Here is a 26,069-nt window from a genome sequence, read left to right on the forward strand (position 1 = left end):
GGCATGCGGGGCCCTTATCTCGGCAGTCGTCGTTCGGCCCTGCTGGCGCCGGCTTACGACGCCGCTTCCCCGGGTGTCTCGGGCTTGTCGCTGCCCTGGTGGCCAAGTGCGCCGGCCTCGTCCAGCCGTGGATGGTGGTCGAGGAACTCGCGGTGCGGGTCGGGCAGGGCGTCCAGGGCCTGGACGCTGCGAGTGATGGCGTGGATCGCCGCCATCACGTCGCGGGTGTTGCCGCTCTCCGAGATGGTGTGCATGTTGCGGATCGGGAAGCCGATGGAGGTGGCCACGCAGTCCACCGACGCGAGCACCCCGGCCATGCCATCGGTGCCGGTGTCCACGCCGACGATGTCGCGCTGCATGGGGATCCCGTGCTCCCGGGCGGTGCTCTCGATCAGGCGGTTGAGCTGTTCGCTGGCGATGGAGCCCACCGACATGGTGAAGCCCTTGCCCATCTCCAGCGGCTGCATGCGCCGGTCGCCGATGCCCGGGGCGGCCACGTAGTCATGGTTGACGTCCACCGCGATGATGGCATCCGGCTCGAGCTCGCCGGCCAGCACCCGGCTGCCGAAGCGGCCGATCTCCTCGTAGCTGGCGATGGCGAACATCACCCGCACCTGCTGGGTGCCGCCCGCCTCGGCGATCAGGCGCGCCACCTCGGCGGTGACGAAGCAGCCCAGACCGTTGTCGAGGTAGGCGCCGTAGAAGGTGTCCGGGCTGAAGCCGTGGCGGATGGGGCGATCGAGCAGGATGCTGTCGCCGGGGCGTACTCCCAGGTTCTGGACCTGCTGCTTCTTGTTCTCGCCGTGGATCTGCAGGTCGAGGTAGAGCTGCTCCTTCTTGATGCCCTTGTCGCCCGAGCGCTGGGCGGGGTCGGAGAAGTGGATGGCGCCCAGCGCCTCCACGGTGCCGCCCTCGATGCGACGGTAGCGGCCTGGCGCCTCGGGGTCCTCGCTGAACAGCGTGACCTCGTGCCCGATCAGCACGTTGGGCAGGAAGGAGTCGCTGTTGATCCAGATCTTGCCGTCCTCGCCGATGGAGCGCACCTGCATGCGGATCTTGTCGGCGTGGCCGATGATCATCACCTTGAACAGGTCGTCGCGGCCCGGGTGAGTGTCGAGCACCACCCCGGCGTGACCCTTGAACTGGTGCAGCTTCCAGCCCGCGGGAGCGAAGCGTTCGAAGTGGGGCTTGAGCACGCCATAGGTCATGGCGGCCTCGAGGCCCACGGGGCTCGGGGCGGCGAGGATCTCGCGCATCAGCTCGAACTGGGCCTCGGACATCGGGGCGGTCCAGGGGGTATCGCGCATTCGGGCGTTCTCCGTGTTCCGAGAGTGAAACAGCGCCTTGAGGTAAATGGCGCCGAAAGGGAAATAATGCCGAAGGGAAGATGTCGGCGTCAGCTTATCATGCCCGGGACACCCTGCCGCAGTGGCTGCCCAGCGGGCCCTGGATCTGCCAAGCTGGGAGACACCGGGTCGAGGGACAGGCGAGGAGGGCCGAGATGGCACGACACAAGCGTCAGGCGCTGGAAGCGGAGCACCACCCCGAGGCGATCCGTCGCCGCCTCAACGGCGGCAGCGGCGGGCAGAGCCTGCCCGATGCGATCCTGGGTGGCATCGACGGCTGCGTGACCACCTTCGCCGTGGTCTCGGGGGCCTTCGGGGCGGGCTTCTCGGCCACCGTGGCGCTGGTGCTGGGGTTCGCCAACCTGCTGGCCGACGGTTTCAGCATGGCGATCAGCAACTACGAGGCGATCAAGGCCCAGCGCGAGCACGTCGACGGGGTGCGTCGCGACGAGCACCACCATATCGACGTGATCCCCGACGGCGAGCGTGAGGAGATTCGCCAGATCTTTCTCGCCAAGGGCTTCTCGGGTGCGATCCTCGAGCGGGTGGTGGAGACCATCTGCAGCGATCGCGAGCTGTGGGTGGAGACCATGCTGCGCGAGGAGCACGGCCTGCAGACCGAGGGCCTCAGTCCCCTGCGCTCTGGGCTTACGACCTTCGCCGCCTTCCTGGCAGTAGGGGCGATGCCGCTTGTGCCCTACGCGGTGCCGGGGCTCGCCACCGATACCCAGTTCCTGGCCAGCCTCGGGCTTGCCGGGCTGATGTTCTTCCTGATCGGCATGGGCAAGAGCCTCGTCTACCACCAACCGGTGCTCGCCTCCGGGGTGCGCACCCTGCTGATGGGAGGCGCCGCGGCGGGGCTCGCCTACCTCACCGGCCACCTGGCCCAGGCGCTGTTCGGCGTCAGCATGTAGACCCTTGACGCGCATCAAGGCGAAACGCCGGCGCTGGGCTAGCCTGCTAGAGGCGGCCAGGCCGCCGGGTCGTCTTGCCGTCGGTGAGGCGACTCCCTTCCCAGCGTATTGTCAGGCGTGAGGAGACCAACGTCATGGCCAAGAAGTCCAAAGAAGCCGCTCCCGCCACCCAGGCGCCGGAGTCACGGGGCGTCAGCCCCTTCCATGAGTTCGACCGTTTCTTCGACAGCGTCTTCGACCGCGGCTGGATGCCGATGCTGCGTCGTGACCACCCGCTGTGGGAGCGTTTCGCCGCCTTCGAAAAGGGCATGCCCAAGGTCGACGTGATCGAGCGCGATGCCGAGGTGGTGGTGCGCGCCGAGGTGCCCGGCTTCGAGCGCGAGGACCTCGAGGTGTCGGTCACCGACCGCAGCGTCACCGTCAAGGGGGAACACCGTCAGGAGAAGAAAGAGGAGGAGGGCGAGTACTTCCGCTCGGAGATCACCTCCGGTTCCTTCAGCCGCACCGTGGCGCTGCCCGGCGACATCGATGCCGACAAGGCCGAGGCGAGCTTCAAGAACGGCATCCTCGAGCTGACCCTGCCCAAGCGCAACAAGGCCAACCGCCGCAAGGTGGAGGTCAAGTGAACGACGCCCCCGGCCGCTGGTCGGGGACGTCAAGGCTCAGGCGCTGTGGGCCACTGGTTCGGCACGAATGTGCAGGTGCACCGCGCAGGCCACCCGCAGCATGGAGGCGAGGTTGGGCACTGTGCCCTTGGTAGCCAATACCTCACCATAGAGTTCGCTGATGAACTGTCCGGTAGACAGGCGCTGGTCGTGAGCCAGTTGGTCGAGGATCTCCCAGAACTCGTTTTCTAGCCGGACGCTGGTCACGCTTCCCTGAAGACGCATCGAGCGGGTGGTGCACTCGTAGCGCTCCGGCTCGGTGGATGCATAGACGTGGCACATGGATTCTCTCTTTTATTCATTTTTTTCACAGACATTGGCCACGCACCGGCACCCTGCCGAGATGGCCTCATTCCGACATTGCCGCCTGTTGTAGCCCTTTAGCATTAGACCATCGTCGATGTAGTACCCCGCTGTTACCCGGCGAAGCATTGCTGGCCATATGCTTTCCTTGGGTGTCCGCTTCCGCTGGTCACCCCATGACAACAAGAGTCGGTGCTCGATTCCTGCAATCGTCGTGCCCTAACCTGGAGAGGTCAGCCATGAGTTCACCCACCCTGTCGCGCCGCGTCTTCCTCAAGGGAAGCGGTGGCGTTCTGGCCGGCACCCTGGCCTTCGCCGCCGGGCCCATCTCGCTTCTTGCCCCTTCGCGAAGCTGGGCCATGCCACTCGATACCCTCAGCACTCGCCAGGGAGAGGTGCTGTTGGGGGTCGCCAAGCAGATGTTCCCCCATCCGGGCCTGGAGGATGCTGTCTACGCCCACGTGGTGAAGAGTCTCGATCGTAAGTCGGCCGATGGTTTGATGCTCGGCATCCTCCACGATGGCATCGTCGAGCTCGACCGGTCTGCCGGGGGAGACTGGCTGGCTCTGAATGATGCCGCGCGACTCGAGCACCTGGCCCCCTTGGCCGGTACACCCTTCTTCGAGACCATCCGTGGCGATGCCGTGGTTTCCCTCTACGACAATCCCCTGGCTTTCGCCCACTTCGGTTATCAGGGGGCCGAGGGCGATGGTGGCTACCTGACCAAAGGGTTCAATGATCTCACCTGGCTGCCTGATCCACCGCAGCCCCAGGGTGGCTATCTGCCCTTCGAGGAACCCACGGCCTGACGCGGACCAGAACAACAACGCATGTGGAGACGCCAAGATGGCAATGACCGAAAACCAGAAGATCTTTGCCCATGACGATGACAGCGTCGTTGTCGTGATCGGGTCCGGGGCTGGGGGGGGCACCCTGGCCAACGAACTGGCTCAGCAGGGCATCAATGTGGTGGTCTTGGAGGCGGGCGCCCTGCACACCACGGCCGACTTCCTGGCCGACGAGTGGGCTTCCTTTGCTCAGCTCGCATGGCTCGACACCCGCACCACCTCCGGCAGTTGGCGACTCGCCAGGGACTTTCCGAACCTGCCTGCCTGGATCGTCAAGGCAGTGGGTGGGACCACGGTTCACTGGGCAGGCGCCAGCTTGCGCTTCCAGCCTCATGAATTTGCGGCTCTCTCGACCTATGGGGACGTCGCGGGGGCCAACCTGCTCGACTGGCCACTCACCTACGACGACCTGGCACCCTATTATGACCGTGCTGAACAGCGCATGGGGGTGACCCGCACCAACGACAACAAGGGGCTGCCTGGCAACAACAACTTCAAGGTGATGTACAACGGAGCGAAGAACCTAGGCTACTCATGCAACACCGGGCACATGGCCATCAACAGCGCGCCCCGCGATGGACGTGCTGCCTGCCAACAGCGAGGCTTCTGTTTCCAGGGCTGCAAGACCGGCGCCAAGTGGTCGACTCTCTATACCGAACTGCCAGAAGGGATTGCGACCGGCCACCTGGAGCTTCGCCCCGAGTCCCATGTGGCACGCATCGAGCACGATGATAGCGGCAAGGTCACGGCGGTGGTCTACTTCGATGCCGACGGCAACGAGCAGCGGCAGAAGGCGCGGTTGGTGGCAGTGGCCGGCAACTCCATCGAAACGCCGCGCCTGCTGCTCAACTCGGCGAGCACGATGTTCCCCGAGGGACTTGCCAACGGCTCCGGCCAGGTGGGACGCAACTACATGCGCCACATGACCGGATCGGTCTACGCCACCTTCGACGAGCCCGTGCACATGTATCGCGGTACCACCATGGCCGGCATCATCGCCGATGAGTCACGACACGATCCTGAGCGGGGATTCGTGGGCGGCTACGAAATGGAAACACTGTCGCTGGGCCTGCCCTTCATGGCCGCCTTCCTCGACCCCGGTGCCTGGGGACCGCGCTTCACCGGCGCGCTCGACCAGTATGAGAACATGGCCGGCATGTGGCTGGTAGGTGAGGACCTGCCTCAGGAGAGCAACCGCGTAACCCTAAACTCTGACGTCACAGACCGCTACGGCCTTCCGGTGGCCAACGTACATTACGACGATCATCCCAATGACATTGCCATGCGCGAGCACGGCTACCGCCAGGGGGCCGAGCTATACCGCTCGGTGGGGGCTCGGGACATCTACGAGGTGCCACCTTACCCCTCGACCCATAACCTGGGCACCTGCCGGATGAGCGAGCGCCCCGAGGACGGCGTCTGCAACGGATTTGGACAGGCTCACGAGATCCCCAATCTGTTCATATCGGACGGCAGTCAGTTCACCACCTCGGCGGCGGAGAACCCCACCCTGACTATTGTCTCCCTGGCGATCCGTCAGGCGGAGTATATCGGGGAGCTGATGCAGCGCGGCGCTGTCTGACCCCTTCGCCCCCGGCCGAGGCCGGAGGCGCCTTTTCGCAGAATGCTTCCTATTGGCAGCACGATTTCGAGCTACACGGCAAGGAGATTCCATGAGTTTCACCGGTGAACAATACCCCGGAGTCAAGGCCCCCACCTCCGACTCCGATGGCTTCCGCCTCAACCACACCATGCTCAGGGTCAAGGACCCCGAGAAGGCGCTCGCTTTCTACACTCGGGTGTTCGGCATGCGCGTCATGCGTCGCCTCGACTTCGAGGAGATGCAATTCTCGCTCTACTTCCTGGCCCGTCCGGAGGCCGGCGAGGCGGTACCGGAGGAGAGCGGCGAGCGTACCGTCTGGACCTTCAGTCAGCGTGGCCTGCTGGAGTTGACCCACAACTGGGGCACCGAGAATCAGGAGGGGCGCATCTATCACGATGGCAATGCCGAGCCTCAGGGCTTCGGCCACATCTGCTTCAGCGTTCCGGACCTCGAGGCCGCCGAGGCGTGGTTCGACGCCAACGATGTCGAGTTCGTCAAGCGCTCCGACCAGGGCAAGATGAAGAACGTGGTCTTCGTGAAGGACGCCGACGGCTACTGGATCGAGGTGGTCCAGGCGGATCGCCTGGCGGCCTTGGGCGACTGATGGTGCTGGCTGCGCTTTCGTCGGCTCGTCAATCGACCGCCAGGCAGCGCGGCAGGCTGTCGTGCAGGGTGCGGGGCACGATGCCGAGGTCGGCGAAGCCGCCGGCGTCCGGGTCGGCCAGGTTGTCGCGCTGCATCAGCCACACCTGGTCGCGGGTCAGTGGCGGCGATGGCAGCGGCGCGAGCAGCAGTGCGGCGAGGTGCCAGGCGAGGAAGGGGAGCGGCACCAGCCGCGGGTGGCGGCCGAGCTGGGCGGCCACCCGTTCCACCAGTGCACGGTAGTCGAGGCGCTCTGGGCCGCCCAACTCGAAGAGCCGACGTTCCACTGGGCGAGCCCCGCTCAGGCGCACCGCGGCCCGCGCCACGTCGTCCACGTGCACCGGCTCAAGCCGCGTGGTGCCACGGCCGAACAGCGGCACCAGCGGCAGGCGCACCAGGCGGGCGAGGTTGGCCAGCAGGGCGTCGTCGGGGCCGAACAGCACCCCGGGGCGCAGCAGGATTGCCTTGGGCAGCGCGTCGAGCACAGCCTCCTCGCCGGCGGCCCGGGCGCGCACATAGGCGGAGGGGGAGTCGGCATCGGTGCCGATGCCCGAGACGTGCACCAGCCGCGTGATGCCCGCCTCCCGGGCGAGCCTCGCCACCCGGCCGGCCCCCGTCACATGGATCGCCTCGAAGGTCAGGCCCGCCCGGCGCCGCTCCACATAGAGACTCACCGCATTGACCGCCGCCTCGCTGCCCGCCAGGGCGGCGGCGACCTGGCGCTCGTCGCGGAGGTCGCAGGCCACCGCCTCGAGGCGATCCCCGGGCTCGCGCCACTCGGGCAGGCGCGGGTGGCGTGCGGCGATGCGCACCGCCCGGCCCGCCTCCACCAGCTCGCGCACGATGGCGCGGCCGAGGAAGCCGGTGCCGCCGAAGACCGTGGTCGGGCCCTGCTGCATGCTGCGTCCTTCTCTTCGCGGGAGCCCTCATCCTGCCAGGCCGTGCCGCGGCCGTCATGTGCCGGCTGGAGGCGGGAGGCCTTGCGGTGTAGGCTTGGCGGCCTTCCCGCCACCTGCCCGGAGCCCGCCATGAGCGACCTGCCCGCCTGTCCCGCCTGTTCCTCCCCCTATACCTACGAGGACGGCATCCAGTACGTCTGCCCCGAATGCGGCCACGAGTGGTCCGGCGAGGAGGGCGCCGCGGAGTCCGAGGAGGCGAGCCAGGTGCGCGATGCCAACGGCAACCTTCTGGCCGATGGCGACAGCGTCACGGTGATCAAGGACCTCAAGGTCAAGGGCTCCTCCCAGGTGGTCAAGGTCGGCACCCGGGTCAAGAACATCCGCCTGGTGGAGGGTGATCACGACATCGACTGCAAGGTCGACGGCATCGGCCCGATGAAGCTCAAGTCCTGCTTCGTCAAGAAGGCGTAGCATGCCACGGGGCGCGCCGAGGGGGCGCCCTGATAGAAGACGTCAATGATAACGATTGTCGTTATTGTCGCTAACGCCGCCCATCGTGTCGCTATCATGTCCCCCGCACGCCGCTTGCCATCGGCAGGCTTCACATCGGCGTTATACAGGACTAAAATGGTCCGCAATCGAGGCGCGGCATGCCGCCGGGCCACACGCCAACAGGAGGCTCGTCATGCTCAAGCTCTCGCGGCTGACCGACTACGCCGCCGTGGTGATGGCCCAGATCGCCCGTCATCCCGAGCAGCCCCTGGCGGCCGCCGAGCTCGCCGAGGCGGTCCAGCTGCCGCACCCCACGGTGAGCAAGACGCTCAAGATGCTGGTGAAGGCGGGGCTGCTGGAGTCGCGGCGCGGCGCCCAGGGCGGCTACTCCCTGGCGCGGCCCGCGGATGCCATCAGCGCCATCGACATCATCACCGCCATCGAGGGGCCGGTGGCGATGACCGAATGCAGTCACGCCGAGGGCGACTGTGACCTGGCGGCCACCTGCGGCGTGGCCGACAACTGGCAGCGGGTCTCGCTGGGTGTGCGCACCCTGCTCGGCAGCGTGACCCTGGCCCACCTGGCCAGCCCGACGCCCATCAAGCTGCCGGTGCAGCTGCCCATCCAGAGCGTGAGCCTGGCCGCCGACACGGCCTGAGCCACCCAAGATTCATCGGATTCACACGGCGAGCCCGTCTCGCCGGCCCAACCGCCCGGGAGGGGGAGAGACCATGGCTAGTGAGGAAATGGAACAGCTTGTCCGTCGCGACTACAAGGAAGGCTTCGTGACCGACATCGAGAGCGACACGTTGCCGCCCGGCCTCGACGAGGACACCATCGCCTTCATCTCGAAGAAGAAGGGCGAGCCCGAGTGGATGCTGGAGTGGCGCCTCAAGGCCTACCGCGCCTGGCTGAAGATGACGCCGCCCTCCTGGGCGCACCTGGACTATCCGCCCATCGACTACCAGGCCATCTCCTACTTCAGCGCCCCCAAGCGCCCCGAGGATCGCCCCCAGAGCCTCGACGAGGTGGACCCCAAGCTGCTGGAGACCTACGAGAAGCTGGGCATCCCGCTGCACGAGCGGGCCGCCCTGGCCGGCGTGGCGGTGGACGCGGTGTTCGACTCCGTCTCGGTGGCCACCACCTTCAAGGAGAAGCTGGCCGAGGCCGGGGTGATCTTCTGCTCCATCTCCGAGGCGGTGAAGGAGTACCCGGAGCTGGTCAAGCAGTACCTGGGCAGCGTGGTGCCCCAGACCGACAACTACTTCGCCGCCCTCAACTCGGCGGTGTTTACCGATGGCTCCTTCGTGTTCGTGCCCAAGGGCGTGACCTGCCCCATGGAGCTCTCCACCTACTTCCGCATCAACGCCGAGAACACCGGCCAGTTCGAGCGCACCCTGATCGTCTGCGAGGAGGGCGCCCAGGTCTCCTACCTGGAGGGCTGCACCGCGCCGATGCGCGACGAGAACCAGCTCCACGCCGCGGTGGTCGAGCTGGTGGCCCTGGATGATGCCTATATCAAGTACTCCACGGTGCAGAACTGGTACCCCGGCGACGAGGATGGCAAGGGCGGCATCTACAACTTCGTCACCAAGCGCGGCGACTGCCGCGGCGACCGCTCGCGGATCAGCTGGACCCAGGTGGAGACCGGCTCCGCCATCACCTGGAAGTACCCCTCCTGCGTGCTGCGCGGCCGCGAGAGCAAGGGCGAGTTCTACTCGGTGGCGGTGACCAACGGCCGCCAGCAGGCCGATACCGGCACCAAGATGATCCATATCGGCGAGGGCACCCGCTCCACCATCGTCTCCAAGGGCATCTCCGCCGGCCGCAGCAACCAGTCCTACCGCGGCCTGGTCAAGATCGGTCCGCGGGCCAAGGGGGCGCGCAACTTCACCCAGTGCGACTCTCTGCTGATCGGCGACAAGTGCGGTGCCCACACCTTCCCCTACCAGGAGATCGGCAATAGCACCGCCACCGTGGAGCACGAGGCCACCACCTCCAAGATCGGCGAGGACCAGCTCTTCTACTGCCAGAGCCGCGGCATCTCCGAGGAGGACGCGGTGAGCATGATCGTCAACGGCTTCTGCAAGGACGTCTTCCAGGAGCTGCCCATGGAGTTCGCCGTCGAGGCCGAGGCGCTGCTCAGCGTGACCCTCGAGGGCTCCGTGGGCTGAGTCGCCACCCAGGCAATGAATTCACCGTGCCGGGCCGCGGCGGCGGCCCGCCCGAATCGAAAAGGTAATCACGATGCTCGAAGTCAAGGATCTGCACGTCACGGTCGAGGGCAAGGAAATCCTCAAGGGCCTCTCCCTGACCATCAACGCCGGCGAGGTGCACGCCATCATGGGCCCCAACGGCGCCGGCAAGTCCACCCTCTCCTCGGTGATCGCCGGCAAGGAGGGCTACGAGGTGACCGCAGGCTCGATCACCTTCGAGGGCCGCGACGTGCTCGAGATGGAGATCGAGGAGCGCGCCCAGGCCGGCCTGCTGCTGGGCTTCCAGCACCCCATCGAGATCCCCGGCGTCAAGAACATCTACCTGCTCAAGTCGGCGCTCAACGCCCAGCGTGAGGCCCGCGGCGAGGGCGAGATCCCGGCGCCGGAGTTCATGAAGCTGGTCAAGGAGAAGCTGGCCTTCATGAAGATGGACCCCAGCTTCCTGCAGCGCGCCGTCAACGAGGGCTTCTCCGGCGGCGAGAAGAAGCGCAACGAGATCCTGCAGATGCTGGTGCTGCAGCCGCGGCTCGCCATGCTCGACGAGATCGACTCCGGCCTCGACATCGACGCCTTGCGCGTGGTGGCCGACGGCGTCAACTCCCTGCGTGACGAGCAGCGCGCCATCCTGCTGGTGACCCACTACCAGCGTCTGCTGGACTACATCGTGCCCGACCGTGTCCATGTGCTGGTGGACGGCCGCATCGCCAAGAGCGGCGACGCCGAGCTGGCGCGTGAACTCGAATCCCGTGGTTATGACTGGGTACTGGAGGAGTCTGCCGCATGAGTGACGAGACACAGCGCTTCCTCGACCGCCTGGCCGAGCATCGCGCCGCGCGCCTCGAGTCACAGGGCCAGGAACCGACCTGGATCGCCGCCCGGCGCCAGGCCGGCGCCGCCCGCTTCGAGGCGATGGGCTTCCCCACCCGCCGCGACGAGGCGTGGAAGTACACCGACGTGCGCGCCATCGCCCGGGGCGACTTCGCCCTGGCCGGCGATGCCGACTTCTCGCCGGCCAGCGCCGCGGCGCTGACCCTGCCCATCGACGCCTTCCGGCTGACTTTCGTCGACGGCGTCTTCTCGGCGGCCCTGTCGCAGCTCGATGGCCTGCCGGCGGGTGTCAGCCTGGTGCCGCTCTCCGCGGCCCTGGCCGAGAACCACGAGGCGGTGGGCGGCCCGCTGGGACGCCTGACCGGGGTCGAGTTCTCGCCCTTCTCGGCGCTGAATACCGCCTTCATGGAGGAGGGTGCCGTGCTGCGCCTGGCGCCGGGTACCGTGGTGGAGAAGCCGATCATCCTGCAGTTCCTCTCCCGGGCCGGTGAGGCGCCGGTGATGAGCCATCCGCGCATCCTGGTGGAGGCCGGCGGGCGCAGCCAGGCGACCCTGATCGAGCACCATGTGGGCGAGGAGGGTGCCGCCAACTTCACCAACCTGGTGGAGGAGGTGATCCTCGAGCGCAACGCCCTGCTGACCCACTACAAGCTGCAGGAGGCGCCGCTCGCCGACCTGCACGTGGCCAGCATCCACGTCGAGCAGGCCCGCGACAGTCGCTACACCTCGTTCAACCTGAACCTGGGCGGGGCGCTGGTGCGCACCGACCTGATCAGCGACCTGAACGGCGAGAACGCCACCTGCGACTTCTATGGCCTGTTCTACGGCCAGGATCGCCAGCACGTCGACAGCCACACCCTGGCCAACCACAACGCGCCCCACACCTTCTCCAACGAGAACTACAAGGGCATCCTCGATGACCGCGCCCACGGCGTGTTCAACGGCAAGGTGGTGGTCAAGCGTGACAGCCAGAAGATCGAGGGCTTCCAGAGCAACGCCAACCTGTTGCTCTCCGACCGCGCCGAGATCGACGCCAAGCCGGAGCTCGAGATCTACGCCGACGACGTCAAGTGCTCCCACGGCACCACCACCGGCCAGCTCGACGAGGAGGCGATCTACGCCCTGCGCAGCCGTGGCATCGATCGCCAGACCGCCCGCGGGCTGCTGACCCTGGCCTTCGCCGGCGAGGTGCTCGAGGAGGTCGACGTTGACGCCGTGGCCGAGCGCGTCGAGCTCGCCGTGGCCGGCAAGCTGCCCGAGCGCTTCAACCTGGCCGGGCTGGTGGAAGCCGCCGTGGCCCTGGGTGATGAGTAACCGCCAACCCCTGAGGAGGAGCCTGCCATGAGCGACCTGGCCACCCGCGCCCCGGCGACGCCGAGCCTCGACGTCGAAGCGATCCGCGCGGACTTCCCGATCCTCTCGCGCCAGGTGCATGGCAGGCCGCTGGTCTATCTCGACAACGCGGCCACCAGCCAGACCCCGCGCCAGGTGATCGCGGCGTTCGACGCCTACTACGGCGGCTACAACGCCAACATCCACCGCGGCCTGCACACCCTGGCCGACGAGGCGACCGCGGCCTTCGAGGGCACCCGTGAGGCGGTGCGCGGCTTCCTCAATGCCGCCGACCACCGCGAGATCGTCTTCACCCGTGGCACCACCGAGGCGGTCAACCTGGTGGCCAACAGCTGGGGGCGCGCCAACCTCCGGGCCGGCGACGAGGTGCTGATCTCGCGCCTCGAGCACCACTCCAACATCGTGCCCTGGCAGCTGCTGGCCGCCGAGCTCGGCTTCACCATCAAGGTGATCCCGGTGGATGCGCGCGGCGTGCTGGACCTCGACGCCTACCGCGCGCTGTTCACCGAGCGCACCCGGCTGGTGGCGGTCAACCACGTCTCCAACGCCTTCGGCACCGTCAACCCGGTGCGCGAGATGGCGCGGGTGGCGCACGATCATGGCGCCCGGATCCTGGTGGATGGCGCCCAGGCGGTGCCGCACCAGGCGGTGGACGTGCGCGACATCGATGCCGACTTCTATGCCTTCTCCGGTCACAAGGTCTATGGCCCCACCGGGGTCGGCGTGCTCTACGGCAAGGCCGAGCTGCTCGAGGCGATGCCGCCCTGGCAGGGCGGCGGCGAGATGATCGCCACGGTCTCCTTCGAGGCCGGCACCACCTTCGCCGAGATCCCCCACAAGTTCGAGGCCGGCACCCCGGCCATCGCCGAGGTGATCGCCCTGGGCGAGGCGCTGCGCTGGGTCGCCGGCGTCGGCCTCGACGCCATCGGCGCCTGGGAGGCGCGGCTGCTGGCCCACGCCACCCAGCGCGTCTCTGGCATCGAGGGGCTGCGCATCCTCGGCACCGCCCCCGACAAGGCGGGCGTGCTCTCCTTCGTGGTGGAGGGCGCTCACGCCCAGGACATCGGCCTGCTGATCGACCAGCTGGGGGTGGCGATCCGTACCGGCCACCACTGCGCCCAGCCGCTGCTGGCCCAGTTCGGGGTGGATGCCACCTGCCGGGCCTCGTTCGCTGCCTACAACACCCTGGAGGAGATCGACGTCTTCGCCGATGCCCTGGAGCGTGTCATCGGCATGGTGCGTTAGGCGGCGAGACGGCAGGCGGGGTGAGAACCGGAATGACCAGACAAGGAACGCCATGAGCGACATCGAGCAGATAGCGAGCCTCCACAAGGGGCAGGAGCTGCCGCTGCAGCGGGACGTGGAGGCGATCTCCATCCCCTTCGGCAAGACCGTGACCCTGGCCGAGGACAGCGTGGTCAGCGTGATGCAGGCCAAGGGCAGCTCGGTCAGCGTCGGCTTCGAGGGGCGCCTCTACCTGATCGAGGGCGCCAACCTCGATGCCCTGGGCCTGGAGGCGCTGCCGCGGCCGACCCTGCCCGAGGACGCCTCCGACGAGGCGATCGAGCGCTTCGTGTGGGACCAGCTGCGCACCTGCTTCGACCCCGAGATCCCGGTCAACATCGTCGACCTGGGGCTGGTCTACGGCTGCCGCATCGAGCGGCTGATCAGCGGCGAGCGCATCGTCACCATCCGCATGACCCTCACCGCCCCGGGCTGCGGCATGGGCGACGTGATCGCCGCCGATGCCCGCAACAAGATCCTCGGCGCCCCGCAGATCAGCAAGGTGCACACCGAGATCGTCTTCGATCCGCCCTGGAGCCGTGAGATGATGAGCGACGAGGCCAAGCTCGAGCTCGGCATGTTCTGATGACTCGGCGCGGTGCCGGGCAGGGTGGAAACGTGGCGCAGCAGCGCCGGGGCGGGGAGAGGCCGATGACGCGGATGGCATGGCGGCTGTTCCGGGCCCTGCTGATGGCCCTGGGGGCGGCGGTACTGCTGCTGGTGTTGCTGGTGCTCGCCGGCAACCTCTGGGTGCTCGGCCAGACCCGGGAGCGCATCGCGCATGACCTCGCCGAGTGCCGTCCCGAGGCGGTCGGCATCGTCTTCGGCACCTCGCACTGGACCCGCAGCGGGGTGCGCAACCCCTACTTCGATGCGCGCATGAGCGCCGCCGCCCGGCTGGTGCGCCTGGGGCAGGTCGACCACCTGCTGCTCTCCGGCGACAACCGCACCCTGGCCTACAACGAGCCCATCACCATGTGGCGCGACCTGCGCGCCCGGCGTGTCGCCGACCGCGCCATGACCCTGGACTACGCCGGCTTCAGCACCTTCGATACCCTGGCCCGGGCCCGGGAGGTATTCGGGGTCGAGCGCGCGCTGCTGATCACCCAGGCGTGGCATCTGCCCCGGGCGCTGTTCATCGCCGAGGCGCTGGGGCTGGAGGTGCAGGGGTGTGCGGTGCCTGCGTCGCCGGTGGCGGGGCAGTGGCGGCTCGAGGCGCGGGAGTGGCTGGCCCGGGTGGCGACCCTGGGGGATCTCTACCTGTGGGGGCGTGAGCCCTACTTCCTGGGGCCGAAGGAGCCGCTCGAGATCGTGCCGGGAGCCGGCCACGACGCCTGGTGGCTCGACACCCCGGGGCCCCCGGCGCAGCGCTGAGCCGGGGGGGCGATCAGCGCCGCCTGGGGCGGCTCTTCTGCAGGGCGTAGAGCTCGCGGATCAGCGCCCGGCAGCCCTTCCAGCACTCCTCCACCTTGGGCTCCAGGGCGTCGGGCAGGGGGTGGGTCATCAGGTTGGAGAGGGCTTGCATCAGTACCCGCTCCTGCTCCAGCAGCTCGCCGATCACCACCTGGCTCTCGTTGCCGACGAAGCTCTTCAGCCGGCTCCACAGCCACATGTAGTCGTCACGCTCGACGTCGGCGTCCCGGGGCAGCATGCTCAGGTGCTCGCGGGCCAGCTCCTGCAGCTCGCGCATCGCCCGGCCGCGCGCTTCGTAGTGTGGCTTCAGGCTGTCGCGCAGCGACGGTCGCAGGCGCTCCAGGTTGTCCTGGAAATAGTCGATGCTGTCGGCCAGCGCTTCCAGCACGCTGTCCATCGCCACCTGGCGATTGTCGAGAAACATGAGCGGTCACCCCCTTTGGTGACGCAGATTGTGGCCGGGAAAACACTGTTTTTCTACCCCCCGGACGGCGAAAGCCGTCATGCCCATTGGGCCTGGCCGGTGCTGATTCGGCAATTACCCCTTGGGCTTAGGCGGCGCCTTGCGGGCCGGGGCGGCGTTCTTCTCCAGATGCTCGATGATCAGGCCGGCGATGTCCTTGCCGGTGGCGCTCTCGATCCCCTGAAGCCCGGGGGAGGAGTTGACCTCCATGATCACCGGGCCGTGGTTGGAACGCAGCAGGTCGACGCCGGCGACCCGCAGCCCCATCGCCTTGGCGGCGCGGATCGCCGTGGAGCGCTCCTCCGGGGTGATGCGGATCACGCTGGCGGTGCCGCCGCGGTGCAGGTTGGAGCGGAACTCGCCCTCGGCGGCCTGGCGCTTCATCGAGGCCACCACCTTGTCGCCGATCACGAAGCAGCGGATGTCGGCGCCCTTCGCCTCCTTGATGTACTCCTGCACCATGATGTTGGCCTTCATGCCCATGAAGGCCTGGATCACGCTCTCGGCGGCCTGGTTGGTCTCGGCCAGCACCACCCCGATGCCCTGGGTGCCCTCCAGCAGCTTGATCACCAGCGGGGCGCCCCTGACCATGGTGATCAGGTCGGGGATGTCGTCGGGGGAGTGGGCGAAGCCGGTGATCGGCAGCCCCAGCCCCTTGCGCGACAGCAGCTGCAGGGAACGCAGCTTGTCCCGGGAGCGCGTGATCGAGACGTTGTCGTTGAGCACGTAGGTGCCCATCATCTCGAACTGGCGCAGCACCGCGCAGCCGTAGAAGGTGATCGAGGAGCCGATGCGCGGGATCACCGCGTCGAAGGGCTCCAGCTCCTCGCCCTTGTAGTGGATCGAGGGGTGGTGCGAGGCGATGCTCATGTAGCAGCGCAGGGTGTCTACCACCCGCGCGCTGTGGCCGCGCTGTTCGGCGGCCTCCACCAGGCGCCGGGTGGAGTAGAGGTTGCGGTTGCGAGACAGCAGCGCGATATGCATCGGGTGACTCCGGGTGGGGCCTGTGGGCTCAGGGTTCGCCGTGCAGGAAGGCGGCGCCGGGCGCCACCAGCAGGCGGCGCAGGGCGCGACGACCCAGCAGCATGGGATGGCGCATGTCGCGCCGGTCGGTCAGGGTCAGCTCCACCTGGTACTCCAGCGAGCCCAGGCGCATGGGGGTGCGGATCACGTAGCGCCACTCCTCCTGGCCGTTGGAGCTGCGTACCTTGCGCCGGTCATGCAGGTGCATGCGGAACACATGGGGCGGCGTCTCGGGGCCGCCGCTGCGGGTGGTGAAGCTGACCCACAGGTGGCCCTCCTCCTCGAAGGACTCGATGTCCTCGGCATGCAGCGCCGAGGTGCGCGCCCCGGTGTCCGCCTTGGCGCAGAGGGTCAGGTGCATCTCCGGCAGCTCGACCATCTCGCGGCGACCGATCACCGCCTTGGGGGTGTAGGGGAGTTCCTTCATCGTCGTCATGCTCGTTCTCGCCGTCAGCGCGTCAGGGCGGCGAGGCGCCGGCCGACCGGGGAGTCGGCCGGCGCCTCACGCAGGGTCATCAGCAGCGGCAGCCGCAGCCGGGGAATCAGCGCCAGGTCGCGGGCCACGCGGGTGAAGTCGGCCCGTTCGCACTCGGCCAGGCGTGTCAGGTAGCGCGGCAGCCGCTCGCCGTCCTCCAGGTGCTGCCAGCCGCGGGCGGCGATGGCCGCCAGCAGGTCCGGGCCGCAGGCGTGGGGGTCGGCCAGCAGGCTGTCGAACCAGGCCCCGGCCTCCGCGGCCGGGGCGGCGGCGCGCAGGCAGGCGCACAGCGCCTCCACGTCGCCGGCGGCGGCCGCCGCCTCGCCACGGGCTCGCAGGGCGGCGGCCAGCGGTGCGTCGATGGCCACATGCTCCAGGCAGTAGCACAGCGAGGTGAGCACCTCGCCGGGCAGCCCGGGCAGGGCGGCGGCCAGCTGGCGCCGCGCCGCGTCATCCATGCGCACCACGAAGTCGGCCAGCCCCTGGAGGCCCAGGGCCTGCCAGTCCAGCGCCTGCTGGCCGCTCAGGTAGGCCTCCACCGGCTCCAGGTGCTGGCTGGCCGGCTCGCCGAGGTCGAGGCGGGCGCGGGCGTGGAGCACCGCCTGGAAGGGCAGCGAGGGAGTGAAGGCCAGCGGGTTGTCCTGCATCAGGTTATCCACCGCCTCGCTCTCCTCGCGGCCGACGCTCGCCACGCTGCGCCCCAGGGTCTCCAGCAGGCGCTGCACGAAGGCGTCCCGAGGGGCCGGGTCGAGATGGCCCTGTTCGTCCAGCGGCAGGGCCAGGAACCAGATCACCGGCTCGGGCATGTCGCCCAGGCGGAACACCAGGCCCAGGCGCGCCTGGCCCTGCCAGGGCAGCGGCCAGGGCGCCTCGCCGGCCTCGAGGGCCGCCAGGGTCGCCATCTCGCAGGGCTCGACGCGGCGGCCCAGGTGGTAGAGCCGCACCTCGGCACCGCTGCGCACGAAGAAGTCGTGAAGGGTGTGGATGGGTCGCATGGCATCTCCGCGTGTTGGAGCGTGCACTCTACCGCGGCACCGTCGGGCTGTCAGCCATCCGGCACGGCATGGCGCGGCGCTGGTCAAATGTTGAGCATCCCTCGCCGGTGCCCATGCCGGCTGGGCTGGCGCGCTCTTTCCAGCGCTTATCCACAGCCCCGTTCACGGAAACTGTGAATGCCGAGCACCGGGTGGCGACTCGCCGCCGAGGGCGGGATAATGCCACCACATGCGAATGGAGTTTTCCCGATGATGGTTCACGACGAGCTCGACCAGGCCCTGCGCCGGCTCGAGGCGACCATGAAGGCGGCCAGCCTGTGGCGCATGGAGCGGCCCGAGCCCGAGGCCTTCGATAGCCAGCAGCCCTTCTGTGTGGACACCATGGCGCTGCCCCAGTGGCTGCGCTTCGTGTTCATCGCCCGGCTCGACGATCTGGTGGCGCGTCGCGCCCCCATGCCGGCGCGCTGCGAGGTGGCCCCGATCCTGGACACCTACCTGGCCGAGGCGGGCGTGCGTGCCAGCGACCGCCTGCTGCTCCGCCAGGCGGTGGAGGAGATCGACCGCCTGGTGACCGAGAACTGACTCGCCACGGCACGACGTCAGGTGCCTGCCTCACAACGACATAGGGCCCGCCGATGGCGGGCCCTGTGCTTGTCTGGCGGTGGGCCGGGGTCAGAACCGGTAGCTGATCCCGCCCATCACCACCACCGGGTCGATCTCGACCTTGCCGATATCGGTTCCACCCAGGCTGGCGTCGGAGTCGATATCCATGTACCAGACCGCGCCGTTGAGGGCCCAGTGCTCGTCGATCAGCACATCCACGCCCAGCTGGCCGACGGCGCCCCAGGAGTCATCCAGTTCCAGTTCTTGAGGAGCGCTAATCTCCTCGTCGGAGAACTTGGTGTAGTTGACGCCCACGCCCACATACGGCTGCACATAGGCGTCGGTGCCGCCCAGCGGGTAGTACTGCAGGGTCAGGGTCGGCGGCAGATGGTCGGTGCTGCCGGAAAGCGGGCCAACCTGGAAGTCATGGTCGAAGGGCTCGGCGGCCAGCAGCTCCACGCCCAGCTTGTCGGTGAAGCGATAGCCCAGGGTAAAGGCGAAGGCGCTATCGTCCTCGACATTAACATCGAGAGTTCCATTGACTAGTGATCCGTTATCGCTCTTGGGCTCGACCTTGGCCACGCCGACCCGGGTAAAGAAGTCGCCGGCGCCGTAGGCGAAGGCCTGGGTGCTGGCGGTGACGGCGGCGGCGGCCACGCCGGCGGCGATCAGGGTGGAGAGGGGGCTCTTGCGCATGGTGTCGGCTCCTGCTGGCTCGGGTGCGGCACGACGCCGCATGGGAAGATAAGTTCAGTGTAACCGCCGTTACCGATAGAGGAATTGATCCAGCGCAAGGGAATGATGCAGTGCGGTGGAGTGCCGCGCCATGGATCCTCCTGTCGCGAGGTCCACCGGCCCGGGGCGAGTCGCCGGCCGGCGACAGTCGCCGAATGCGCCGCGATCGGCTTCACTAGGGGAGGGGAGAGCCATGGAGGAGCCGCAATGGGAGACGCGAGCCCGCGGGACGAGAATCGCCTGACCCTGGCGGGGCTGCTGCTGGCCGCGGGCCTGGCGGTGTGGCTGCTGCTCGAGCCGGAGCTGATCGCTGACCTGCCCATGGCGCTGCGGCTGCCGCTGGTCCTGCTGGGGGCCGCTATCCTGGGGATGGCCTTCGCCGCGCCGCTGGTGCCGGAGCGTGGCAGGCGGGCGCCGTTCCCCGCCTGGCGGCTGGGCGCGTTGGTCGCCCTCGGGCTGCTGCTGGGCGCGCGGTCGCTCGCTGGCTAGCCGCGGGGCACCGTCGCACCATATACACCGCGGGCCTCCCGAGGGCGGCCCGCTGGTGGGTGAGGGCAGGGGCAGGCCTGCCGGTGTGGATGGGACGCGCGAGGGTAGCTCCCCTCGCGTACTGCCTGGCCTACTCGGCCGTGGCCAGCAGGCTGGCGTTGCCCCCGGCTGCGGTGGTGTCGATGCACAGGTGGCGTTCCACCACGTAGCGCTCCGGGGCGATGGCCTGGGTCTCCAGCGGTACGATGGCCCCCTCGCGCGCGGCCAGCGCCAGGCGCAGCTCGCGGGTCCAGTCGCTGGAGCCGGCCGCGGCGACGCTGGCGATGCCCGCAAGCTCGGTCAGCGTCCCGGCCGCCATGCTGCCGTCGAGGCCGGCGACCGGTGCCCCCGCCTCGACCAGCGGCCGCACGGCCTGGCTCGCCCCCGGGGCGACCACCAGCGCCGGGGAGCCGCAGCCGAGCGCCTGTACCGCCTGGGCGATGGCGATCTCCAGCGTCGGCCCGAGGCACAGCGCCATGCCCTTCGGGTACATCGACAGGCGGTTGCTCTCGCCGGTCGGCCCGGGCAGCGTCTGGGGCGTCATGTCCAGCGCCGCGGTCTCGGCCAGCGCCTTGCGGATCACGCCGCGCTGGCCGGAGAGCGCCCGGCGCAGCACCTCGACCCGGTCAGGCCGCGCCGCCCAGTTGCGCGGGTCGAGGCCGTCGAGGGCCGACTGCAGATCGCCGATCGATACGGCGTCGCCCCTCGGCGCCTCGTGACGCTCGACCTCGGCGGTGCGGCGAAAGCGGGTGACGTAGAGCGGCCCGCCGGCCTTGGGCCCGGTGCCCGAGAGCCCCTCGCCGCCGAAGGGCTGGGAGCCGACGATGGCGCCGATCTGGTTGCGGTTGACGTAGACGTTGCCGACATGGATCCGCTCGACGATCTGTTGTACGCGATCGTCGATGCGGGTGTGCAGGCCGAACGTCAGCCCATACCCCTTGGCGTTGATCGCATCGACCACCTCGTCGATCTCCCGCGCCTTGAAGGTGGCCACATGCAGCACCGGCCCGAAGATCTCACGCTCGAGATCACCGATGCCGTCGACCTCGATCACCGCCGGGGTGACGAAGGTGCCGACCTGTGGCGCCGGCAGCGTCTTGATCACCTTGCCGGCCTTCTTGTTCTGCGCCACATAGGCGGAGATATCCGCCTGGGCCTCGGCGTCGATCACCGGGGAGACATCGGTGTCGGTGTTCCAGGGATCGCCGATGGTCAGGGCGTCCATGGCACCGTCGAGCATGGTCAAGAGTCGCTCGCGTGCCTCCTCCTGGACATAGAGCATGCGCAGCGCCGAGCAGCGCTGGCCAGCCGACTGGAAGGAGGAGATCAGGATGTCGCGCACCGCCTGCTCTGTGAGCGCGCTGGAGTCCACGATCATGGCGTTGAGTCCGCCGGTCTCGGCGATCAGCACCGCATCGGGCCCAGCGTTCTGGGCGAGTGCCTTGTGGATGATCTGTGCCACCTCGGTGGAGCCGGTGAAGCAGACGCCGGCGATGCGCGGGTCGCTGGTCAAGGGGCCACCCACCGTCGGACCATCGCCGGGCAGCAGCTGCAGCGCCGCCTCGGGCAGCCCGGCCTCGCGCATCAACTCGACGGCCCGGGCGGCGATCAGTGGCGTCTGCTCGGCGGGCTTGGCGAGTACTGCGTTGCCGGCACCCAGCGCGGCCGCGATCTGGCCGGTGAAGATTGCCAGCGGGAAGTTCCACGGACTGATGCAGACGAAGAGGCCACGAGCGCTGCCGGGCTCCTCGGCCTCGAGGCGCTCGCACTCGTTGGCGTAGTAGCGCAGGAAGTCCACCGCCTCGCGCACCTCGGCGATGCCGTCGAAGAGTATCTTGCCCGCCTCCCGGGTACAGATCACCGTCAGCTCGGCGATGTGTTCCTCGTAGAGGTCGGCGGTGCGGCGCAGCACCCGGGCGCGGTCGGCCACGGGCGTGGCGGACCACTCCTGGAAGCCCGCCTCGGCGGCGTCCAGCGCGGTGGCGACCTCCTCCGGCGTGGCCTCATGCACCTGGCCGACCACCCGGGAGGTGTCGGCGGGGGAGAACGTGTCACGCGCCTTGCCCTGGGGCGCCGGGCCGCCGGCGAGCATCGGGCCGGCCGTCCAGGTGGTATCGGCGAAGGCCTCGCGGGCCTCGATCAGCGGCAGGATCGAGGCCGGCTCGTTGATCTGGTAGCCCCGGGAGTTCTTGCGCTCGGGGGCGAACAGCTCGCCGGGCTGGCGGATCATGGGGCTGGCGATGGCGTCGCCCAGCTCGAGCAGGCCGGCGACCGGGTCCCGGGCCACCTCGCTCGGCGGGATCGAGTCGTCCACCACCTGGTTGACGAAGGAGGAGTTGGCCCCGTTCTCCAGCAGCCGGCGCACCAGGTAGGCCAGCAGGTCGCGGTGTGCGCCGACCGGGGCATAGATGCGGCAGTGGGTACCCTCCGACTGCTTGACGATATGGTGGAGCGACTCGCCCATGCCGTGCAGGCGCTGGAACTCGTAGCTCTCCTTGTCGCCGCCCGCCATGGCGATGATCGCCGCGCAGGTATGGGCGTTGTGGGTCGCGAACTGCGGGTAGATGCGATCGCGTCGATCGAGCAGCATCTGCGCGCAGGCCATGTAGCTGACGTCGGTGTTGACCTTGCGGGTGAAGACCGGGAACGTCTCGACGCCCATCTCCTGGGCCAGCTTGATCTCGGTGTCCCAGTAGGCGCCCTTGACCAGGCGTACCATGATGCGCCGGTCGTGGCGCTCGGCGAGGTCATAGAGCGCCTCGATCACCGGCGCGGCGCGGCGGCCGTAGGCCTGCACCACGATCCCGAAGCCGTCCCAGCCGTCAAGGCTGGGGTCGGCCATCAGCGCCTCGATCACGTCCAGCGACAGGTCCAGGCGGTCCTGCTCCTCGGCGTCAATGTTGAAGCCGATGTTGGCCTTCGCCGCCTGCTGCACCAGTTCCTTGGCGCGGGGCACCAGGACCTCCATCACGGTCTCGCGGTGGGTGGTCTCGTAGCGTGGATGCAGCGCCGAGAGCTTCACCGAGATACCGGGGCTTGAGCGCACGTCGCCCTTGGCCTGCTTGGCGATCGCCGCGATCGCCGTGGCATAGGCCTGGTGGTAACGCAGGGCGTCCTCGTCGGTGCGAGCCGCCTCGCCGAGCATGTCGTAGGAGTAGGTGTACCCCTGCTTCTCGAGGTCGCGGGCATTCTTCATGCCCTCCTCGATGGTCTGGCCGAGCACGAACTGGCGGCCGAGGATGCGCATCGACTGGCCCACCGCGGTGCGGACCACGGGCTCGCCCATGCGGCGCACCAGGCCGCGCAGCGCGCGCACCGGGCCCTTGGGATCGTCGTCGAGCACCTTGCCGGTGAGCATCAGCGCCCAGGTCGAGGCGTTGACCATCGATGACGAGGACTTGCCCAGGTGGGCGCCCCAGTCCGACGGCTCGATCTTGTCGTGGATGAGGTCGTCGATGGTCTCGGCATCGGGGACCCGCAGCAGGGCCTCGGCCAGGCACATCAGGCCGACGCCCTCGGCAGTGGAGAGCCCGTACTCGGCGAGGAACGCCTCCATCATCGAGGGAGAGGTCTCCTTGCGCACGCGGGCCACGTAGCCGGCGCCGGCCTCGGCGATGCGGCGGCGCTCCTCCTCGGAGAGCCGGAGCTGCTCCAGCAGCCCCTTCAACACGCTGGCCTCGTCGATGGCGTAGTGGTCACGGATGCGCGTGCGGAGAGGGTTCTCGACCGCCTGGGGACCCGGGGTAGCATGGTTCATAGTTGCTCTCTCCTGCCCGTGGCCCCGGTCGCGGGGCCACATGGTGTTGCGGGATTCGGCGCCGTCTTAGCGCTCGATATGCTGATACTCGCCGGCATCGGCGGTGGCGAGACTCACCACCATGATGGCCACCCAGGCGGCGATGAAGCCGGGGATGATCTCGTAGACGCCGGGGCCGCCCAGGAAGGAGCCGTTCCAGCCCAGCAAGATCCAGATCATCACGGTGAGGGCGCCCACCACCATGCCGGCGATGGCGCCGGCGCCGTTGGTGCGCGGCCACATCAGCGAAAGGATGATCAGCGGGCCGAAGGCCGAGCCGAAGCCTGCCCAGGCGTTGCTGACCAGGCCCAGCACCTGGGAGTCGGGGTTGGAGGCGATCATCACGGCGACCACACCCACCAGCACCACGCAGAGGCGGCCGATCGCCACCGTCTCCTTCTCAGAGGCCTCCTTGCGCAGGAAGAGCCGGTAGAAGTCCTCGGTGAGCGAGGAGGAGGAGACCAGCAGCTGGCTGGAGATGGTGCTCATGATCGCCGCCAGCAGCGCGGCATACAGGAAGCCGGTGACCAGCGGGTGGAACAGCAGGTCGGCGAGGATGATGAAGATGGTCTCCGGGTCCTCGACATCCATGCCGTTGCGCACCGCGTAGGCGCGGCCGAACAGGCCCAGCGACACGGCGCCGATCAGCGAGATGGCCATCCAGGACATGCCGATGTTGCGTGCCACCGGGACCTCCTTGAGGCTGCGGATGGCCATGAAGCGCACGATGATGTGCGGCTGGCCGAAGTAGCCCAGGCCCCAGGTCACCGCGGAGAGCCAACCGATGATCGTCAGCCCCTCGGTCCAGGAGAGCAGGGTGGGGTCCACCTCGTTGAGCGTCTGGGAGGCCTGCGAGAAGCCGCCGCCGCCCTCGCCGAACAGCACCACGGCGGGCATGATCACCAGCGCCAGCATCATGATGCAGCCCTGCACGAAGTCGGTCAGGCTGACGGCCAGGAAGCCGCCGATCACGGTGTAGACCAGCACGATGCCCAGGGTGATGACGACCCCGGCGGTGTAGTCGCTCATGCCGCCGAAGTTGAACACCCCGGCGAAGGCGCTCTCGAACAGCTTGCCGCCCGCCACCAGGCCGGAGGCGGTGTAGACCGCGAAGAACACCACGATGACGATCGCCGACACGGTGCGCAGCGACAGGGCCCGGGTCGGGAAACGGTTGGCCAGGAACTCGGGGATGGTGATCGCGTTGCCGTAGTGCACCGTCTGCTCACGCAGGCGCGGCGCGACCAGGGTCCAGTTGAAGAAGGCGCCCACCAGCAGGCCGATGCCGATCCACGCCGAGCCGAGGCCCGACACGAACAGCGCCCCCGGCAGACCCAGCAGCAGCCAGCCGCTCATGTCCGAGGCCCCGGCGGACAGGGCCGCTACCTTGGGGCTCAGGCCGCGCCCCCCCAGCATGTAGTCCTCGGAGGACGAGGTGGCACGCTGCATCGCGTAGACGCCGATGGCGAGCATGAGCACGAAGTAGCCTATCAGGCTGATCCATACACCAGTTTCCATGAAACCTCTCCAGTTCATCAGGGCGGAGCCGGGCTCCGAGTGGTTGGTGCCGCTGCCGGAGGGACCGGCAGTGGGGCACCGCTTTGTTGACATTGTTGTCTCGATGGCGCCATGCGGGCGAGGCTGTCGCAGCCTGGCCTCCCCCTGACTGTAGGTGCCCGGCGCCGATGATGCTTGTGGATTCCGCGGGAGTTGTTGCGAAAACCGCGGGAGTTGGCCGACGATGGCGTCAGATCGTTAGACTTTCGTCTTATTCTGTGGTGAGGGAGTGTCGCCGTGCCGTTCCGCTGGCCGGCAAGGATCTGGTGTCGGGGCGACGCAGACGGCTGGGTGTCTGGCCGTAGGCCTCGCGACAGGCATGGGAGAGGGCGCTCTGGTTGCTGAATCCGGTGAGGGCGGCGATCTCCGCCAGTGGCAGCCGGCTCTCGTCGAGCAGGCGGCGGGCGGCCTCAAGGCGGCGCCGGCGCACGAACTGCCAGGGCGTGAGGCCGGCCTGGCGGCGGAAGCAGGCGCGGAAGTGCGACTCGCTGAGGCACGCCTCGCGGGCCAGGTCGGCCACGCTCAGGCGGCGGGCGAGGTGGGCGTCGATGAAGCGCTCGAGGTGGGCCAGGTCGAGCCGGGCCGGCGGCCGGGTCGGCTGCTGGGAAGGCGTCGCGGCCAGGCGGTCGTGCAGGCAGCCCAGCAGGGTGGCGGCCAGGCGATCCCCCTGGTGACCATCCCCCCCGCTGCGCTCCAGTTCCAGCAGCAGGAAGCGCAGGTAGTGGCGCAGCGGGTCGTCCAGGGTGAAGAAGCGGGGCGCATCGAAGAGGCTGGCGAGCTCCTGGTGGGGCCCGGACAGGGCCGGCGAGTGCGCTGGCAGGTCGAGGATCAGCTGGCGGTTGTCGCCGGTACCGGCATAGTAGTGGACGTGGTTGGCCGGCACGATGCAGCCGGAAAGCGCCGAGATGGCGCCGCCGAGGCCTTCGATCTCGAACTCCGCGCGTCCCTGCAGCCCGATCACGATCTGATGGTAATCATGGGCGTGGTGGCGCGTGGCGGTGTCGAGGGGGATCTGGCGGATCACGCTTTGCATGACGGCCTCCCTTCAGCCGGCGGGCGGTGACCCATGGTAACCGAGGCGCTTCCAC

26 protein-coding genes are annotated in these 26,069 nt (G+C 68.5%); 15 read left to right on the plus strand and 11 right to left on the minus strand.

Annotated elements, in window-relative coordinates:
- Positions 1-53: 53 nt before the first annotated feature.
- The gene (locus Q673_RS26845; RefSeq protein ID WP_023005788.1) at positions 54-1,307 is read right to left on the minus strand and encodes a M20/M25/M40 family metallo-hydrolase; all 1,254 of its coding nucleotides are present in this window, start codon (positions 1,305-1,307) and stop codon (positions 54-56) included.
- 194 nt (positions 1,308-1,501) lie between these two features.
- Between Q673_RS26845 and Q673_RS26850 the strand changes: the two genes are divergently transcribed.
- Complete coding sequence (locus tag Q673_RS26850) at positions 1,502-2,260, plus strand: VIT1/CCC1 transporter family protein (protein WP_023005789.1); 759 nt, start codon at positions 1,502-1,504, stop codon at positions 2,258-2,260.
- A 134-nt stretch (positions 2,261-2,394) separates the two neighbouring features.
- Complete coding sequence (locus Q673_RS26855; protein ID WP_023005790.1) at positions 2,395-2,886, plus strand: Hsp20/alpha crystallin family protein; 492 nt, start codon at positions 2,395-2,397, stop codon at positions 2,884-2,886.
- Between the two features lie 36 nt (positions 2,887-2,922).
- Here Q673_RS26855 and Q673_RS26860 read toward each other — a convergent pair whose 3' ends face one another.
- Positions 2,923-3,207, minus strand: coding sequence for a ribbon-helix-helix domain-containing protein (locus Q673_RS26860; RefSeq protein WP_023005791.1), 285 nt, complete (start codon positions 3,205-3,207; stop codon positions 2,923-2,925).
- A 260-nt stretch (positions 3,208-3,467) separates the two neighbouring features.
- Between Q673_RS26860 and Q673_RS26865 the strand changes: the two genes are divergently transcribed.
- From Q673_RS26865 to gloA, 3 genes are all read left to right on the plus strand, one after another.
- On the plus strand, positions 3,468-4,037 hold the full coding sequence (locus tag Q673_RS26865) for a twin-arginine translocation signal domain-containing protein (RefSeq protein WP_023005792.1): 570 nt from the start codon (positions 3,468-3,470) through the stop codon (positions 4,035-4,037).
- A 37-nt stretch (positions 4,038-4,074) separates the two neighbouring features.
- Positions 4,075-5,658, plus strand: a complete 1,584-nt coding sequence (locus Q673_RS26870) for a GMC family oxidoreductase (RefSeq protein ID WP_031218077.1) — start codon at positions 4,075-4,077, stop codon at positions 5,656-5,658.
- 91 nt (positions 5,659-5,749) lie between these two features.
- On the plus strand, positions 5,750-6,283 hold the full coding sequence (gene gloA / locus Q673_RS26875; protein WP_023005794.1) for a lactoylglutathione lyase: 534 nt from the start codon (positions 5,750-5,752) through the stop codon (positions 6,281-6,283).
- Positions 6,284-6,311: 28 nt separating this feature from the next.
- On the opposite strand, the gene Q673_RS26880 is transcribed toward gloA, so the two are convergent.
- Positions 6,312-7,220, minus strand: coding sequence for an NAD-dependent epimerase/dehydratase family protein (locus Q673_RS26880; RefSeq protein WP_023005795.1), 909 nt, complete (start codon positions 7,218-7,220; stop codon positions 6,312-6,314).
- Between the two features lie 129 nt (positions 7,221-7,349).
- Here Q673_RS26880 and Q673_RS26885 point away from each other — a divergent pair, with 129 nt between their 5' ends.
- The 8 genes from Q673_RS26885 to Q673_RS26920 all read left to right on the plus strand — a co-directional run bounded on the left by Q673_RS26885 (position 7,350) and on the right by Q673_RS26920 (position 14,767).
- Positions 7,350-7,691, plus strand: a complete 342-nt coding sequence (locus Q673_RS26885) for a zinc ribbon domain-containing protein YjdM (RefSeq protein WP_023005796.1) — start codon at positions 7,350-7,352, stop codon at positions 7,689-7,691.
- A 214-nt stretch (positions 7,692-7,905) separates the two neighbouring features.
- On the plus strand, positions 7,906-8,370 hold the full coding sequence (locus Q673_RS26890; protein WP_023005797.1) for an SUF system Fe-S cluster assembly regulator: 465 nt from the start codon (positions 7,906-7,908) through the stop codon (positions 8,368-8,370).
- A 73-nt stretch (positions 8,371-8,443) separates the two neighbouring features.
- Complete coding sequence (gene sufB / locus Q673_RS26895; protein ID WP_031218078.1) at positions 8,444-9,886, plus strand: Fe-S cluster assembly protein SufB; 1,443 nt, start codon at positions 8,444-8,446, stop codon at positions 9,884-9,886.
- Positions 9,887-9,959: 73 nt separating this feature from the next.
- Positions 9,960-10,712: a Fe-S cluster assembly ATPase SufC gene (gene sufC, locus Q673_RS26900; protein WP_023005799.1), complete on the plus strand. Its 753-nt coding sequence runs from the start codon at positions 9,960-9,962 to the stop codon at positions 10,710-10,712.
- A complete protein-coding gene (gene sufD, locus Q673_RS26905; RefSeq protein WP_023005800.1) occupies positions 10,709-12,070 on the plus strand; it encodes a Fe-S cluster assembly protein SufD in 1,362 nt (453 codons plus the stop codon). The genes sufC and sufD overlap by 4 nt, the downstream gene beginning before the upstream one ends.
- Positions 12,071-12,097: 27 nt before the next feature.
- A complete protein-coding gene (locus Q673_RS26910) occupies positions 12,098-13,354 on the plus strand; it encodes a cysteine desulfurase (protein ID WP_023005801.1) in 1,257 nt (418 codons plus the stop codon).
- A 52-nt stretch (positions 13,355-13,406) separates the two neighbouring features.
- On the plus strand, positions 13,407-13,979 hold the full coding sequence (sufT, locus tag Q673_RS26915; RefSeq protein ID WP_023005802.1) for a putative Fe-S cluster assembly protein SufT: 573 nt from the start codon (positions 13,407-13,409) through the stop codon (positions 13,977-13,979).
- Positions 13,980-14,044: 65 nt separating this feature from the next.
- A complete protein-coding gene (locus tag Q673_RS26920) occupies positions 14,045-14,767 on the plus strand; it encodes a SanA/YdcF family protein (protein ID WP_023005803.1) in 723 nt (240 codons plus the stop codon).
- Between the two features lie 13 nt (positions 14,768-14,780).
- On the opposite strand, the gene Q673_RS26925 is transcribed toward Q673_RS26920, so the two are convergent.
- From Q673_RS26925 to Q673_RS26940, 4 genes are all read right to left on the minus strand, one after another.
- Positions 14,781-15,230: a hypothetical protein gene (locus Q673_RS26925; protein WP_023005804.1), complete on the minus strand. Its 450-nt coding sequence runs from the start codon at positions 15,228-15,230 to the stop codon at positions 14,781-14,783.
- A 114-nt stretch (positions 15,231-15,344) separates the two neighbouring features.
- Positions 15,345-16,253 carry a 30S ribosomal protein S6--L-glutamate ligase gene (gene rimK, locus Q673_RS26930; protein WP_023005805.1) on the minus strand — a complete coding sequence of 303 codons (909 nt, stop codon included), beginning with the start codon at positions 16,251-16,253 and terminating at the stop codon, positions 15,345-15,347.
- A gap of 28 nt (positions 16,254-16,281) precedes the next feature.
- Positions 16,282-16,719 (minus strand): ATP-dependent zinc protease family protein, encoded by a 438-nt coding sequence (locus Q673_RS26935; RefSeq protein WP_023005806.1) that lies wholly within the window; start codon positions 16,717-16,719, stop codon positions 16,282-16,284.
- A 23-nt stretch (positions 16,720-16,742) separates the two neighbouring features.
- Positions 16,743-17,762: a DUF3549 family protein gene (locus Q673_RS26940; protein WP_023005807.1), complete on the minus strand. Its 1,020-nt coding sequence runs from the start codon at positions 17,760-17,762 to the stop codon at positions 16,743-16,745.
- Positions 17,763-18,011: 249 nt separating this feature from the next.
- Here Q673_RS26940 and Q673_RS26945 point away from each other — a divergent pair, with 249 nt between their 5' ends.
- Entirely contained in the window at positions 18,012-18,344 is a 333-nt protein-coding gene (locus Q673_RS26945; RefSeq protein WP_023005808.1) for a YqcC family protein, read from the plus strand.
- Between the two features lie 90 nt (positions 18,345-18,434).
- On the opposite strand, the gene Q673_RS26950 is transcribed toward Q673_RS26945, so the two are convergent.
- Entirely contained in the window at positions 18,435-19,061 is a 627-nt protein-coding gene (locus tag Q673_RS26950) for an OmpW/AlkL family protein (RefSeq protein ID WP_023005809.1), read from the minus strand.
- A 246-nt stretch (positions 19,062-19,307) separates the two neighbouring features.
- Between Q673_RS26950 and Q673_RS26955 the strand changes: the two genes are divergently transcribed.
- Positions 19,308-19,589 carry a hypothetical protein gene (locus tag Q673_RS26955; protein ID WP_023005810.1) on the plus strand — a complete coding sequence of 94 codons (282 nt, stop codon included), beginning with the start codon at positions 19,308-19,310 and terminating at the stop codon, positions 19,587-19,589.
- A 130-nt stretch (positions 19,590-19,719) separates the two neighbouring features.
- Here the strand turns inward: Q673_RS26955 and putA are convergent, their stop codons facing one another.
- From putA to Q673_RS26970, 3 genes are all read right to left on the minus strand, one after another.
- Positions 19,720-23,385: a bifunctional proline dehydrogenase/L-glutamate gamma-semialdehyde dehydrogenase PutA gene (gene putA / locus Q673_RS26960; RefSeq protein ID WP_023005811.1), complete on the minus strand. Its 3,666-nt coding sequence runs from the start codon at positions 23,383-23,385 to the stop codon at positions 19,720-19,722.
- A 66-nt stretch (positions 23,386-23,451) separates the two neighbouring features.
- Positions 23,452-24,942 carry a sodium/proline symporter PutP gene (gene putP, locus Q673_RS26965; RefSeq protein WP_023005812.1) on the minus strand — a complete coding sequence of 497 codons (1,491 nt, stop codon included), beginning with the start codon at positions 24,940-24,942 and terminating at the stop codon, positions 23,452-23,454.
- 250 nt (positions 24,943-25,192) lie between these two features.
- A complete protein-coding gene (locus tag Q673_RS26970; RefSeq protein WP_023005813.1) occupies positions 25,193-26,014 on the minus strand; it encodes an AraC family transcriptional regulator in 822 nt (273 codons plus the stop codon).
- Positions 26,015-26,069 lie beyond the last annotated feature (55 nt).

This window comes from Halomonas sp. PBN3 (assembly GCF_000475415.1).
GTDB classification, from domain to species: Bacteria; Pseudomonadota; Gammaproteobacteria; order Pseudomonadales; family Halomonadaceae; genus Halomonas; species Halomonas shengliensis.

Excerpts from the sequence above, each read along its gene's own strand:
- Q673_RS26845 (WP_023005788.1), bottom strand. The coding sequence starts at position 1,307 with ATGCGCGATACCCCCTGGACCGCCCCGATGTCCGAGGCCCAGTTCGAG.
- Q673_RS26850 (WP_023005789.1), top strand. The coding sequence starts at position 1,502 with ATGGCACGACACAAGCGTCAGGCGCTGGAAGCGGAGCACCACCCCGAG.
- Q673_RS26855 (WP_023005790.1), top strand. The coding sequence starts at position 2,395 with ATGGCCAAGAAGTCCAAAGAAGCCGCTCCCGCCACCCAGGCGCCGGAG.
- Q673_RS26860 (WP_023005791.1), bottom strand. The coding sequence starts at position 3,207 with ATGTGCCACGTCTATGCATCCACCGAGCCGGAGCGCTACGAGTGCACC.
- Q673_RS26865 (WP_023005792.1), top strand. The coding sequence starts at position 3,468 with ATGAGTTCACCCACCCTGTCGCGCCGCGTCTTCCTCAAGGGAAGCGGT.
- Q673_RS26870 (WP_031218077.1), top strand. The coding sequence starts at position 4,075 with ATGGCAATGACCGAAAACCAGAAGATCTTTGCCCATGACGATGACAGC.
- gloA (WP_023005794.1), top strand. The coding sequence starts at position 5,750 with ATGAGTTTCACCGGTGAACAATACCCCGGAGTCAAGGCCCCCACCTCC.
- Q673_RS26880 (WP_023005795.1), bottom strand. The coding sequence starts at position 7,220 with ATGCAGCAGGGCCCGACCACGGTCTTCGGCGGCACCGGCTTCCTCGGC.
- Q673_RS26885 (WP_023005796.1), top strand. The coding sequence starts at position 7,350 with ATGAGCGACCTGCCCGCCTGTCCCGCCTGTTCCTCCCCCTATACCTAC.
- Q673_RS26890 (WP_023005797.1), top strand. The coding sequence starts at position 7,906 with ATGCTCAAGCTCTCGCGGCTGACCGACTACGCCGCCGTGGTGATGGCC.
- sufB (WP_031218078.1), top strand. The coding sequence starts at position 8,444 with ATGGCTAGTGAGGAAATGGAACAGCTTGTCCGTCGCGACTACAAGGAA.
- sufC (WP_023005799.1), top strand. The coding sequence starts at position 9,960 with ATGCTCGAAGTCAAGGATCTGCACGTCACGGTCGAGGGCAAGGAAATC.
- sufD (WP_023005800.1), top strand. The coding sequence starts at position 10,709 with ATGAGTGACGAGACACAGCGCTTCCTCGACCGCCTGGCCGAGCATCGC.
- Q673_RS26910 (WP_023005801.1), top strand. The coding sequence starts at position 12,098 with ATGAGCGACCTGGCCACCCGCGCCCCGGCGACGCCGAGCCTCGACGTC.
- sufT (WP_023005802.1), top strand. The coding sequence starts at position 13,407 with ATGAGCGACATCGAGCAGATAGCGAGCCTCCACAAGGGGCAGGAGCTG.
- Q673_RS26920 (WP_023005803.1), top strand. The coding sequence starts at position 14,045 with ATGACGCGGATGGCATGGCGGCTGTTCCGGGCCCTGCTGATGGCCCTG.
- Q673_RS26925 (WP_023005804.1), bottom strand. The coding sequence starts at position 15,230 with ATGTTTCTCGACAATCGCCAGGTGGCGATGGACAGCGTGCTGGAAGCG.
- rimK (WP_023005805.1), bottom strand. The coding sequence starts at position 16,253 with ATGCATATCGCGCTGCTGTCTCGCAACCGCAACCTCTACTCCACCCGG.
- Q673_RS26935 (WP_023005806.1), bottom strand. The coding sequence starts at position 16,719 with ATGAAGGAACTCCCCTACACCCCCAAGGCGGTGATCGGTCGCCGCGAG.
- Q673_RS26940 (WP_023005807.1), bottom strand. The coding sequence starts at position 17,762 with ATGCGACCCATCCACACCCTTCACGACTTCTTCGTGCGCAGCGGTGCC.
- Q673_RS26945 (WP_023005808.1), top strand. The coding sequence starts at position 18,012 with ATGATGGTTCACGACGAGCTCGACCAGGCCCTGCGCCGGCTCGAGGCG.
- Q673_RS26950 (WP_023005809.1), bottom strand. The coding sequence starts at position 19,061 with ATGCGCAAGAGCCCCCTCTCCACCCTGATCGCCGCCGGCGTGGCCGCC.
- Q673_RS26955 (WP_023005810.1), top strand. The coding sequence starts at position 19,308 with ATGGGAGACGCGAGCCCGCGGGACGAGAATCGCCTGACCCTGGCGGGG.
- putA (WP_023005811.1), bottom strand. The coding sequence starts at position 23,385 with ATGAACCATGCTACCCCGGGTCCCCAGGCGGTCGAGAACCCTCTCCGC.
- putP (WP_023005812.1), bottom strand. The coding sequence starts at position 24,942 with ATGGAAACTGGTGTATGGATCAGCCTGATAGGCTACTTCGTGCTCATG.
- Q673_RS26970 (WP_023005813.1), bottom strand. The coding sequence starts at position 26,014 with ATGCAAAGCGTGATCCGCCAGATCCCCCTCGACACCGCCACGCGCCAC.